The 12,181-nt window shown below is 34.6% G+C and carries 11 protein-coding genes; 5 read left to right on the forward strand and 6 right to left on the reverse strand.

Annotation, left to right across the window (positions count from 1 at the left end; translation table 11 throughout):
- Window position 1 precedes the first annotated feature (1 nt).
- The 5 genes from nadC to MTP08_RS12795 all read left to right on the forward strand — a co-directional run bounded on the left by nadC (window position 2) and on the right by MTP08_RS12795 (window position 6,315).
- Window positions 2–862 carry a carboxylating nicotinate-nucleotide diphosphorylase gene (gene nadC, locus MTP08_RS12775; protein ID WP_243576266.1) on the forward strand — a complete coding sequence of 287 codons (861 nt, stop codon included), beginning with the start codon at window positions 2–4 and terminating at the stop codon, window positions 860–862.
- A 212-nt stretch (window positions 863–1,074) separates the two neighbouring features.
- A complete protein-coding gene (locus MTP08_RS12780; protein ID WP_243576267.1) occupies window positions 1,075–3,639 on the forward strand; it encodes a TonB-dependent receptor in 2,565 nt (854 codons plus the stop codon).
- 87 nt (window positions 3,640–3,726) lie between these two features.
- Window positions 3,727–4,161, forward strand: a complete 435-nt coding sequence (locus MTP08_RS12785; protein ID WP_243576268.1) for a hypothetical protein — start codon at window positions 3,727–3,729, stop codon at window positions 4,159–4,161.
- Between the two features lie 68 nt (window positions 4,162–4,229).
- On the forward strand, window positions 4,230–5,222 hold the full coding sequence (locus MTP08_RS12790) for an aspartate-semialdehyde dehydrogenase (protein ID WP_243576269.1): 993 nt from the start codon (window positions 4,230–4,232) through the stop codon (window positions 5,220–5,222).
- Between the two features lie 97 nt (window positions 5,223–5,319).
- Complete coding sequence (locus MTP08_RS12795) at window positions 5,320–6,315, forward strand: cation diffusion facilitator family transporter (protein ID WP_243576270.1); 996 nt, start codon at window positions 5,320–5,322, stop codon at window positions 6,313–6,315.
- A 158-nt stretch (window positions 6,316–6,473) separates the two neighbouring features.
- Here the strand turns inward: MTP08_RS12795 and MTP08_RS12800 are convergent, their stop codons facing one another.
- The 6 genes from MTP08_RS12800 to ileS form a co-directional block, all read right to left on the reverse strand.
- Window positions 6,474–7,118, reverse strand: a complete 645-nt coding sequence (locus tag MTP08_RS12800; protein ID WP_243576271.1) for a SanA/YdcF family protein — start codon at window positions 7,116–7,118, stop codon at window positions 6,474–6,476.
- A gap of 16 nt (window positions 7,119–7,134) precedes the next feature.
- A complete protein-coding gene (locus MTP08_RS12805; RefSeq protein ID WP_209391074.1) occupies window positions 7,135–7,776 on the reverse strand; it encodes a lipoprotein signal peptidase in 642 nt (213 codons plus the stop codon).
- On the reverse strand, window positions 7,776–7,967 hold the full coding sequence (locus tag MTP08_RS12810; RefSeq protein ID WP_160812678.1) for a hypothetical protein: 192 nt from the start codon (window positions 7,965–7,967) through the stop codon (window positions 7,776–7,778). The genes MTP08_RS12805 and MTP08_RS12810 overlap by 1 nt, the downstream gene beginning before the upstream one ends.
- Window positions 7,968–7,983: 16 nt before the next feature.
- Window positions 7,984–8,229: a DUF6576 domain-containing protein gene (locus MTP08_RS12815; RefSeq protein WP_243576272.1), complete on the reverse strand. Its 246-nt coding sequence runs from the start codon at window positions 8,227–8,229 to the stop codon at window positions 7,984–7,986.
- An 85-nt stretch (window positions 8,230–8,314) separates the two neighbouring features.
- Window positions 8,315–8,695 carry a TraR/DksA family transcriptional regulator gene (locus tag MTP08_RS12820; RefSeq protein ID WP_243576273.1) on the reverse strand — a complete coding sequence of 127 codons (381 nt, stop codon included), beginning with the start codon at window positions 8,693–8,695 and terminating at the stop codon, window positions 8,315–8,317.
- 58 nt (window positions 8,696–8,753) lie between these two features.
- Window positions 8,754–12,143 (reverse strand): isoleucine--tRNA ligase, encoded by a 3,390-nt coding sequence (ileS, locus tag MTP08_RS12825; protein ID WP_243576274.1) that lies wholly within the window; start codon window positions 12,141–12,143, stop codon window positions 8,754–8,756.
- Window positions 12,144–12,181 lie beyond the last annotated feature (38 nt).

Raw genomic sequence — 12,181 nt, forward strand, 5'->3', positions numbered from 1 at the left:
AATGAAAAGACCAAGCTACGCAACCAATAAAGTTTTAAAACAATTCATCAACAATGCATTAAAGGAAGACATTCAGGATGGAGATCACTCTACCCTTTCTACCATTCCTAAAGATTTGCAACAACAGGCAAAACTTTTGGTAAAGCAAGACTGTATTTTGGCTGGAGTAGAATTGGCAGAAATTATTTTTAAAACTTTTGATAAAAGCTTAAAAGTAAAAACATTTATAAAAGATGGTGAAACTGCTAAAGTTGGCGATGTAGCATTTATAGTTTCCGGAAGTGCGAGATCTATATTATCTACGGAAAGACTCGTTCTGAACTGCATGCAGAGAATGAGCGGCATTGCAACACTTACACACGATTGGGATTCCAGATTAATAGGATCTAAAACTAAACTTTTAGATACCCGAAAAACCACTCCCAATTTCAGAGTTTGCGAAAAGTGGGCAGTAGCTATCGGTGGTGGGACAAATCACAGATACGGACTTTATGATATGATAATGCTGAAAGATAACCATATTGATTACAACGGGAGCATTACCAATGCTGTAAAAATGGCAAAAGACTATATCAAAAAAAACAAGAAAAAACTTAAGATTGAAGTTGAAACCCGAAATCTAGAAGAAGTAAAAGAAGCCATCAAAGCAAAAGTTGACCGAATTATGTTGGATAACATGAATATTGATACCATGACTGAAGCTGTAAAACTAATTAATGGTTCTTGCGAAAGTGAAGCATCGGGAGGAATTACAAGAGAGCAACTGAAAGAAATTGCAGCTACAGGAGTCACTTTTGTTTCTGCCGGAGCATTAACGCACTCAGCAGAAAATATAGATTTAAGCCTAAAAGCTGTTAAGTAAAAACATTATATTTTTAATAAAATCTTATCACTTTTGTTAAAAAATAGATAATATGATTTTTTTCATACGAAAAATCATAAAAATCACAACATACTGAAAAACAGCGGAATAACACTTATCAAGACTGATTAAAAATTAACATACAGTTAATAATAGTTAAAAATTATTTGTCGAATTTTGCAGAAAAATTAATTCTAACTATTATTAAGATTATGAAATTAATCAACAAATCGATGCTTACTGCGATAATTGCATTATCTACAGCAAGCGTTTATTACGCACAAGAAGTAAAAGATACTGCTTCAAAATCGAAAGATATTGAGGAAGTAATCCTAAAAGGAGTTACCGATATCGCTAAAGATAGAAAAACTCCTGTAGCAGTTTCTACTATTAAAGCAGCACAAATTCTAGAAAGACAAGGTAACCAAGAGCTTGTTGAATTATTAAATACAACACCATCAATATATGCTACAAAAGGAGGTGGGGGTTTTGGAGACTCTCAGCTTTCAATTCGTGGTTTCGAAAGTAAGAATGTTGCTGTAATGGTAAACGGTATGCCGGTAAACGATATGGAAACTGGTGCTGTTTATTATTCTAACTGGACAGGTTTATCTGATGTTACTAGTTTCTTACAAGTACAAAGAGGTCTTGGTTCTTCTAAATTGGCTATTGCATCTGTAGGGGGTACTATGAACTTCATTACAAAATCTGCAGACATGAAGAAGGGCGGAGTTGTAAGATTAGGTGTCGGAAACAATGATTTTCTTAAAACTTCATTTGCTTACAATACAGGTAAATCTGAGAACGGTTGGTCTTCATCTTTCTTGATGGCTAGACAATCTGGTGCTACATATATAGAAAATACAAATTATGAAGCATATACTTATTTCTTTGCATTAGGTTACCAACCAAGTGCTAAGCATAATTTGCAGTTTATGATCACTTCATCTCCGCAATGGCACGATCAAAGATCATACGCACCTTCAATCGCTAACTATATTAAGTATAATCCTGATCATGATAATACTCCATACAGAAGATACAATTCTGACTTCGGATATTATACTGACGCTAGCGGAAACAGAGTAGCTCTTGCAAATGCAATGAACTATTATGCAAAACCAGTAATGATGTTGAACTGGGATTGGACTATCAGTGATAAATCTACATTAAGTACTGTAGCTTACATGTCTAACGGACGTGGTGGTGGAGCAAGAAACCTTGGAGGTATTGCCGGAAAAGGAATGAGTACGTTTTATGATAATGATGGCCATTATAATTATGACCAAATTTTCGCAGCAAACGCAGCTATAAATCCTAATACTGCGGCAGCTACAAGTACACTTGTTCGTACTTCAAGTATCAACTCTCATAACTGGTACGGTGTCTTAATGAATTTCCAACATAAGATTAATGACAACTGGAATTTCTCAGTAGGTACTGATGACAGATATTACTATGGTTACCATTACCAAGTATTATCTGATCTTTATGGCGCTTCAGGTTATAAAGATAACACTAACAAAAATGCACCTAACAGAGTTGTTAACAATATTTATGATTATAAAAAATTAAGCTGGAATCCTTTTGGTGGATCATTAGCTCCAATGGATCAAAGACTAGCTTTCAGTAACGATGGAGAAGTTCTTTGGTATAGTGGTTTCGGACAGGTAGAATATTCTAATGATAAACTATCTGCATTTTTACAAGGTTCAGTTTCAAACCAATCATATCAAAGAATTGATGATTTTGTTCTTCCTGGATCACCTCAACAAGGGCAAATAATTGATAGAAAAACTGGATTTAAAGATCTTTTAGGTTATAATATTAAAGGGGGTGCAAACTATAACTTAAACGAAAACAATAACGTATTTGCCAATATCGGTTATTACAGCAAACAACCTTTAATGAGTGCTGTTTACCCAAGTAATCAGCAGGTTGTAAATCCTAATTTGACAAATGAGAAAATATTTTCTGCTGAATTAGGTTACGGTTTCAAAACAAACAATTTCAACACTAAATTAAATTTGTATAGAACCGAATGGAAAGATAGATTCTACAGAAGAGGTAATATACCTAATATCGACGGAAACGGAAATACAGGATATTCAGAAGTAAGTGGAATTACTCAGCTTCACCAAGGTGTAGAATTAGAAGCAAACTACAGATTAAACAAATTTATTGAGTTTAATGGTATGTTTTCTTGGGGAGATTACCAGTATAAAGGTAATGCAACAGGTGCAAACTTCTTAGACGATAATACACCAGTTGCGATTAATGGTAACAACGCTTCTACTCTATATTTAGATAAAGTAAAAGTAGGTGGTAGTAACAATAACAGTATCCCTCAAACAACAGCCTCTTTAGGTACAACAATTAGCCCCTTAAAAGGATTAAAAGTGTACGGTGGATGGCAATATACAGGTAAAATCTATTCTACACTTAATGTTGCAGAATTCCTTAAGCCTGGAAACGAATCGCTTAAGTTACCAGATTTTAATTTATTTAATGTAGGTGCATCTTATAAGATCTCTTTAAACAATCCTAATCAGTATTTTACTTTAGGAGCTAACGTTTACAACTTACTAGATACTACCTTTATTCAGGATGGTGCAACAAACATCAAAACAACGGATACAATTACAGCTAATAATGATCCTGACAAAGGTAAAACTTATGAGCAAGCAGGTAGAACATACAAAGGTATTGCAGACGGAAACAGAGTTTTCTTCGGGTTTGGTAGAACATGGTCTGCTACTTTATCTTTCAACTTCTAGTACAAATAAATTAACTTTTATTACATACCAAAATCCCGGCTTTATCGCTGGGATTTTTTATATTTGCATCTAACAAAAATAAACATTATGGATTTCAACATCATGCTTCAGGCACACCGTGGTTTTGCTTATTTAATCTTACTTGCAACTGCAGTTTTTGTCATAGCTCTTTTTGCAACCATGTTCGGATATTCCGGAAAAATTTCAAAACTTTTAAGAAAATCTACTTTATTTACATTAATTTTCTTTCACACTCAGGTTTTAATTGGTTTAATCATGTTATTCTTCTTTTCTCCGGGATTTAAAGCAGCAAAAGAATCAGGAATGTTGATGAAAGATGCTGTTCTAAGAAAAACTTATGTTGAACATCCAACTGCGATGATTATTGCAGCAATTTTATTAACGATTGTCAACAAAAAATTCAAAACCAACGATAAACTTAATATGAGTTGGGTAATCATGTCTTTAGTTGCTGTTGCACTAATGCTTTGGGCATTTCAGTGGGGCAGATTATTCGGATAAAATTTAAATGTCTGATTTCTAAAATCGAGACAAAACATATCATTTAATTTTTAAATTTCAATAACAAAATGAAAGTAGCTGTAGTAGGATCTACCGGAATGGTAGGTCAGGTTATGCTTAAAGTTCTCGAAGAGAGAAACTTCCCTATCACCGAATTAATTCCGGTAGCATCGGAAAAATCTATTGGTAAGAAGGTGAAGTATAAACAGGATGAACTTACCATCGTAAGCATGAACGACGCTATTGCTGCCCAACCAGATATTGCTATTTTCTCTGCAGGAGGTTCTACTTCCTTAGAATTTGCACCAAAATTTGCAGAAGCAGGAACCACAGTAATAGATAATTCTTCAGCTTGGAGAATGGATCCTTCAAAAAAACTGGTAGTTCCGGAAATTAATGCAGATATTTTAACGAAAGAAGACAAAATTATTGCAAATCCCAATTGCTCAACCATTCAGTTGGTGATGGTTTTGGGACCCTTGAATAAAAAATACGATCTTAAGAGAGTTATTGTTTCTACTTACCAATCGGTTACAGGCACCGGAAAAGCTGCTGTAGATCAGTTGAACGGAGAAATTTCAGGAGATGAATCTGTTGAGAAAGTATATCCTTATCAAATCTTCAAGAATGCACTTCCACACTGCGATGTTTTTGCAGATGATGATTACACCAAAGAAGAGATTAAATTAATGAAAGAGCCTAAGAAAATTTTAGGGGACGACACATTTAATTTAACAGCTACCGCAGTAAGAGTTCCCGTACAAGGAGGGCATTCTGAAAGCGTTAATATTGAATTTGAAAACGAATTCGACTTGGATGAAGTAAGAAAAATTTTATCTGAAACTCCCGGAGTAGTGGTAATGGATAACGTTAAAAACAACAAATACCCAATGCCTTTGTATTCGGAAGGAAAAGATGAAGTTTTTGTAGGAAGAATAAGAAGAGATCTTTCTCAGCCAAAAACACTTAACCTTTGGATTGTAGCAGATAATCTGCGGAAAGGTGCAGCAACCAACGCTGTACAGATTGCAGAATACTTGGTTGAAAAAAACTTAGTTTAAACTAACAAAAATAAAAAGAGTCTCCAACGAGATTCTTTTTTTTTCGGATAATTATTTTAGATAATTAACAGACTGATAAACAATCATTGACTGAAAAATGATAAAAAATAAAATAAATAAAGAAAAAATAGGATTTCAGAAAATTATTGCAGTTTTTGGAATCATTCTTTTTGTCGGAAAAATAATTGCCTGGAAACTTACAGATTCAGATGCTGTTTTTTCGGATGCTATGGAAAGTATCGTAAATGTTATCAGTGCATTTATGGGTTTATATTCTCTTTATCTTGCAGCTAAACCTAAAGATGAAGATCATCCGTACGGACACGGAAAAGTAGAATTTGTAACTTCCGGTATTGAAGGTGCTCTCATCTCAATCGCCGGATTAATGATTATTTATGAAGGCATCAACAGTTTAATCGTTGGTAAAGTTCTCAATAAATTAGACTGGGGAATCGCCATTATTGCCGCAACAGCCATCATCAACTATTTTCTGGGATATATTTCTATTAAAAAAGGCGAGAAAGAAAACTCTTTGGTGCTTATTTCTTCGGGAAAACACCTTCAGTCTGATACTGTTACCACATTGGGCGTAGTGATAAGCTTAATTATTGTTTATTTTACTAAAATTTATTGGATAGACTCTTTAGTAGCTTTGTTTTTCGGGTTTTATATTATTTTTGTTGGATACAAAATCGTTCGAAAGTCGCTTAGTGGTATTATGGATGAGCAGGATCCTGAATTGTTGAACAAGATTATAAATCTTTTGGAAAATAACAGAAGAACAGAATGGATAGACATTCATAACATGAAAATTCAGCAATTTGGTTCTTCACTTCATATTGATGCACACATTACACTTCCTTATTACTACAGTCTTCGTGAAGCACATCAGGAAATGGAAAAAGTAATTATTCTTCTGGCAAATAATACCAACAGAACGGTGGAATTCAACTTTCACATGGATGATTGTAAGCCTATTTCCTGTTCAATATGTCAAATTATGGAATGCCCGGTAAGACAACATCCATTCATCAAACGTATAGAATGGACTCCCGAAAACGTAACCAGTGTAGAAAAACACACCACTTTTTGAATTGATTGAAATAATAAAGATTTAGGATAATGCCTAAAATTATGTCTGTAAATTGAAAATCAAAAATATATCAACCTAAGTTCGTGATAAGCATTTACAAAACGCAAAGCTAAACAAAAGATTAAAATATTGCTTATCCCTAACCGAACTCATATTATTTAAGGAATAACAACCTTATCTCCGCCAAACTTAGGTTCAACAGCAAAAAGTAAATCCCAATATACTTTTGCTTTTGCGAAATATTCTCGGAGATTAGTCTTTAAACCAGCGTATTTATTAACATTTTCAGCGTTATACCCATAAGCTTCAATATTATTTTTTCTTGCCAGAAAAACAGCTCTTTCATTGTGGAATTTCTGTGAAATAATGATAAGCTTTTGCTGACCAAAAATTTCTTTGGCTCTTAAAACAGAATCTAAGGTTCTAAAACCCACAAAATCGAGATATATCTTATCTTGAGGAACTCCCTGTTGCATTAAAGCCAATTGCATATCTTCGGGTTCATTATAGTCTTTCCGGCTGTTATCCCCGCTCACGATGATGTACTTAATCTTTCCGCTTTTGTACAAATCTGCGGCAGCTTTTATCCTATTGGTAAAATAAGCATTTGGAAAACCACTGCTCAGCGTTTTACTAGTTCCGAGAAGCATGGCTACTTTAGTTGTCGGAATTTTAGAGGCATCATCATACAGAAAACTGTCGCTGCTTTTTTTAATGCTGTAATTGGCAAATACAATAAAAATAATTCCTGCTCCGAAAAGAAGCAGGAAAGTTTTACTTATTTTTAAAAGATTTTTTTTCATATTGTGTATGTGGTTTTTAGAATTCCAAACCGTTAGGGAAAGCTTTTTTCCTGAAAATTAATAATAATGCTGCTCCTACAGTAATTGCAGAATCGGCAATATTAAAAATATATTTAAAAAATTCTATATGCTTCCCTCCTATTAACGGCCAATTGGAAGGTACATTCCAGTCTACAATAGGAAAATGTAACATATCTACGACACACCCTTTCATAAATGAAGAATAACCATGTCCGAAAGAAACAAATTTAGAAACTCCGCCATAGCCTATCCATCTTCCGGTACTTTCGTCGAAAACAGTTCCACTGTCGAAGATTAAACCGTAAAACATCCCATCAATCAGGTTACCAATTGCTCCTGCAAAAATCATCGCCATAGGAATAAGAAGATAGTTGGATTCTCCTCTTTTCAGCCATTTATTAAAAAGGTAAATCATACCGCCAATAAGGAACAGGCGAACAATTACAAGAAAATATTTACCGATAATTCCTCCAAAATGAAAACCATACGCCATTCCCGGATTTTCTACAAATGTTTTATTAAAGAAACCTTCAACTACCGGAATACTTTCATTAAGTTCAAAATGCGTTTTCACATAAATTTTAGACGCCTGATCTATCAACAAGATAAGTAAGGTTACTAAAGCAATCTTCTTCATTACAGTCCTTTTGGTTTAGAGGGTTTATTTATTTTCTCGTTTTTCTTTTCGATTACTTTTTTAATCGTTTTTTGGTTATGAAAAGTATTTTTGGTGTGAAATTTTTCATATTTAATTCCCATTTCCTTCAATACACTTTTCAGTGCATTCAGTTCCATAGAGTTTTTGGTGTGTACGATAATAGATTCCATTGTAGAGTTTTAAAATTTATTTTCGGGAAAGTTCGTCCAGCCTTTTGCGTTCTTTTGGAGAAAGATCGCCGAGTCCGTTTTTACCCATTTTACCGAGAAGTCTATCTATTTCCTTCTCTCTTTCGCGCTTGTCCGAATTAAATTTATCATCTATCGTATAATTTTTTTCCTTTTCCGGGAAAAACTTTTGCTTCAGTTTTTCTTTATTGAAAAAAAACAAAATCCCAATAACAATAAGTGCTAAAATTACATATTCGACCATAGCTATAACTAAAAATTAGGTTTATAAAATGCTATAAAACATCATATAAACCCAATTATTAATTTACAAAAATAAGATAAAATAATTATCTCTGCATGTTTTTCGCTTCTATACTTAAAGTTGCATGAGGAACGGCCAAAAGTCTTTCTTTAGGAATAAGCTTCCCCGTAACTCTACAAATACCGTAAGTTTTATTTTCTATTCTAATTAAGGCGTTTTTAAGATCTCTAACAAACTTTTCCTGTCTTCCTGCAAGAATGGAGTTTTGCTCTTTGCTCAATGTTTCCGCACCTTCTTCAAATGCTTTGAAAGTTGGTGAAGTATCATCTGTACCATTATTCTGGTCATTAATAAAACTCTCTCTTATCAGCTGAAGATCTTTTTCTGCCTTATCTATTTTATCTTTAATTATCTTCTTAAATTCCTGTAAATCAGCATCGCTGTATCGTACTCTTTCGTCTTGCATGGCCTTTTTCTTTTTAATAAATTTATGAATTGGATTTTGAAAAAACAACAGTTAAATATTAATTTTTTTCAACATTTATTTTAAAAATTTGTTCATCTATGTCGATTTCATTAAAATTTGATAGTGAAGATACAATTTCTATTTTGTTTGACAAGACTTCGGAAGAAATATAATCTTCGTTTTGTCTAATCTGTGCTAAATAAGGATTGTTTTCCTCCAAAGTAATATTAATCTTATCGGTTAATTCAAAATCTTTTTCTTTTCTGATGTTTTGAACTCTGTTGATAAATTCTCTGGCAATACCTTCAGATTTCAATTCCTCAGTCAGTGTCAAATCTAATGCCACAGTTGTTTTTCCGTCTGAAGTTACCGTCCATCCAGGGATGTCTTTTGTAGAAATTTCCACATCATCAACCGTAATTTCATAACCCTGAATTTCTATTTTTCCTTCTTTTTCTAATGAAGCAATTTGTTCCGAAGAAAGATTATTAATCTCACCTCCAACCACTTTCATATCTTTTCCAAGTCTGGATCCTAAAGTTTTGAAGTTGGGCTTTATCTGTTTTACAATTAGATGTGACGCTTCTTCAGCGTTAATCAACTGCAGTTCTTTTACATTTACTTCCTGTTTAATTAAATCTGCAACTGCCAGAATTTGTTCTTCAGTTTTCTTGTCGAGAACAGGAATTAAAACTTTTTGCAGTGGCTGACGCACTTTTACGTTTTCTTTCTTTCTTAATGAGAAAACCATACTGGTAATATTTTGTGCCAAATGGGTTTTTTCTACCAAATCCTGATCAATTAAACTTTCGTCTGCAACCGGGAAATTGGTTAAATGCACAGATTCTGCACCGTCCTTACCTGTTACAGCGTTCAGATCCTGATACAATTGATCCATAAAGAATGGTGCAATAGGAGCAGATAATCTGGCAACGGTTTCCAAACAAGTGTATAAAGTCTGGTAAGCAGAAATCTTGTCTTCAGAATAATCTCCTTTCCAGAAACGTCTTCTGCATAATCTTACATACCAGTTACTCAAATTATCATTTACAAAAGTGCTGATGGCTCTGGCAACTCTTGTAGGTTCATAATCTTCATAAAAAGCTTTTACTTCTTTAATTAAAAGATTGAGTTCAGACAAAATCCAACGGTCTATTTCCGGACGGTTTTGAACGTCTTTTTCCGCATAATTAAATCCGTCTACATTGGCATATAAAGCGAAGAATGAATAAGTGTTGTAAAGCGTTCCGAAGAATTTTCTTCTCACCTCATCAATTCCTTCAATATCAAATTTCAGGTTTTCCCAAGGATTGGCGTTAGAAATCATGTACCAACGTGTAGCATCCGGACCGTAAACAGCAAGTGTTTCAAATGGATCTACGGCATTACCCAAACGTTTAGACATTTTTTGTCCGTTCTTATCCAAAACAAGACCGTTACTCATTACATTTTTATAAGCCACGGAGTCGAAAACTGCAGTTCCTATTGCATGAAGAGTGTAAAACCATCCCCGCGTCTGGTCTACTCCTTCAGCAATAAAATCTGCCGGGAAAGCTTTATGATGGTCTATTAAATCTTTATTTTCGAAAGGATAATGCAGCTGTGCATAAGGCATAGAGCCGGAGTCGAACCAAACATCAATAAGATCGCTCTCACGCTTCATTTCTTTGCCAGAATCTGATGCCAGAATTACTTTATCAACCACATTTTTGTGTAAATCAATCAAAGAGTAGTTCTCTTCAGACATATTTCCGATTTCAAAGCCTTTGAACGGATTTTCTTTCATAAATCCTACCGCAACAGATTTTTCGATCTCATTGTATAATTTTTCTACCGAACCGATGATTTTTTCTTCTTTCAAATCTTCTGTTCTCCATATTGGCAACGGAATTCCCCAATATCTTGATCGGGAAAGATTCCAGTCGTTTACATTTTCCAGCCAGTTGGCAAAACGGCCTTCTCCGGTTGCTTTGGGCTTCCAGTTGATTTCTTTATTCAAATCTACCAATCTGTCTTTCACGGCGGTCATTTTCACAAACCATGAATCGAGCGGGTAATACAAAACAGGTTTATCTGTTCTCCAGCAATGCGGATAGCTGTGAACATATTTTTCTACTTTAAAAGCTTTGTTCTCTGTTTTCAGTAAAATAGCGAGTTCTACATCCCATGATTTTTCAGGAGCAGTACCGTCATCATAATATTCATTTTTGATGTATTTTCCTGAGAAAAGCTTTGGCACATGAGTTCCTCTGATAAATTTTCCCTGCAAATCTACCAATGGTACCAAATTATCATTTTCATCTTTTACCAACATTGGCGGAATTCCGTTTTCTTTGGCAACTCTTGCATCATCTGCACCGAAAGTTGGTGCAATGTGAACTATACCGGTTCCGTCTTCCGTAGTCACAAAATCTCCGATGATAACCCTAAATGCTTTTTCAGGATTTTCATCTGGCATAAACCAAGGAATTAACTGTTCATATTGAGTTCCTGCTAATTGAGTTCCTGTAAATTCTTTTACAATTCTGAAGGGAATGGTTTTGCTTTCTGAAGTATAGTTTGCAAAATCTTCATCTGTTCCTTCAGTATATTTTTTACCAAAATTCTTTTCAAGTAAAACTCTTGCCAAAACAACTGTTACCGGCTCGAAAGTATATTGATTGAACGTTTTAACAACTACATATTCAATATCTCTACCTACAGCCAAAGCGGTGTTGGAAGGTAAAGTCCATGGAGTTGTAGTCCAGGCTAAAATGTTTACTTCTCCATCAACATCGTTAAATAATTCCGAAGTTTCCTTTTTTACTTTAAACTGAGCAACAATTGTGGTATCGGAAACATCTCTGTAGGTTCCTGGTTGGTTCAGCTCGTGAGAAGAAAGTCCGGTTCCTGCTTTTGGAGAATAGGGTTGAATGGTATATCCTTTATACAGCAATTCTTTGCTGTACAACTGCTTTAGCAACCACCAAACGGTTTCCATATATTTTGGTTTGTACGTGATGTAAGGGTCTTCAAGATCTACCCAATACCCGATTTTTTCGGTGAGCTGATTCCAGACATCTGTATATCGCATTACCGCTTCACGGCAAGCTTTATTATAATCTTCAATGGTGATTTTCTTGCCAATATCTTCTTTGGTAATTCCGAGTTCCTTTTCTACTCCTAATTCCACAGGAAGTCCGTGCGTATCCCAACCCGCTTTACGGAAAACCTGCTTTCCGTTTTGCGTCTGGTAACGACAGAAAATATCTTTCAACGCTCTTGCCATAACGTGGTGAATTCCCGGCATTCCGTTCGCAGAAGGCGGACCTTCATAAAACACAAACTCAGGATTTCCTTCTCGTGTTTCCACACTTTTTGCAAAAGTGTCGTTTATTTTCCAGAATTCCGAAACATTCTCGGCTACATCTATAAGGTTGAGGTTTTTATATTCTTTAAATTGGCTCATTGTAATATCTCAATTTCGAAGATTAATTAAGTTGGCAA

Origin of the sequence: Chryseobacterium oryzae, from assembly GCF_022811665.1 — a bacterium.
Lineage (GTDB): Bacteria > Bacteroidota > Bacteroidia > Flavobacteriales > Weeksellaceae > Chryseobacterium > Chryseobacterium oryzae.

Excerpts from the sequence above, each read along its gene's own strand:
- nadC (WP_243576266.1), top strand. The coding sequence starts at position 2 with ATGAAAAGACCAAGCTACGCAACCAATAAAGTTTTAAAACAATTCATC.
- MTP08_RS12780 (WP_243576267.1), top strand. The coding sequence starts at position 1,075 with ATGAAATTAATCAACAAATCGATGCTTACTGCGATAATTGCATTATCT.
- MTP08_RS12785 (WP_243576268.1), top strand. The coding sequence starts at position 3,727 with ATGGATTTCAACATCATGCTTCAGGCACACCGTGGTTTTGCTTATTTA.
- MTP08_RS12790 (WP_243576269.1), top strand. The coding sequence starts at position 4,230 with ATGAAAGTAGCTGTAGTAGGATCTACCGGAATGGTAGGTCAGGTTATG.
- MTP08_RS12795 (WP_243576270.1), top strand. The coding sequence starts at position 5,320 with ATGATAAAAAATAAAATAAATAAAGAAAAAATAGGATTTCAGAAAATT.
- MTP08_RS12800 (WP_243576271.1), bottom strand. The coding sequence starts at position 7,118 with ATGAAAAAAAATCTTTTAAAAATAAGTAAAACTTTCCTGCTTCTTTTC.
- MTP08_RS12805 (WP_209391074.1), bottom strand. The coding sequence starts at position 7,776 with ATGAAGAAGATTGCTTTAGTAACCTTACTTATCTTGTTGATAGATCAG.
- MTP08_RS12810 (WP_160812678.1), bottom strand. The coding sequence starts at position 7,967 with ATGGAATCTATTATCGTACACACCAAAAACTCTATGGAACTGAATGCA.
- MTP08_RS12815 (WP_243576272.1), bottom strand. The coding sequence starts at position 8,229 with ATGGTCGAATATGTAATTTTAGCACTTATTGTTATTGGGATTTTGTTT.
- MTP08_RS12820 (WP_243576273.1), bottom strand. The coding sequence starts at position 8,695 with ATGCAAGACGAAAGAGTACGATACAGCGATGCTGATTTACAGGAATTT.
- ileS (WP_243576274.1), bottom strand. The coding sequence starts at position 12,143 with ATGAGCCAATTTAAAGAATATAAAAACCTCAACCTTATAGATGTAGCC.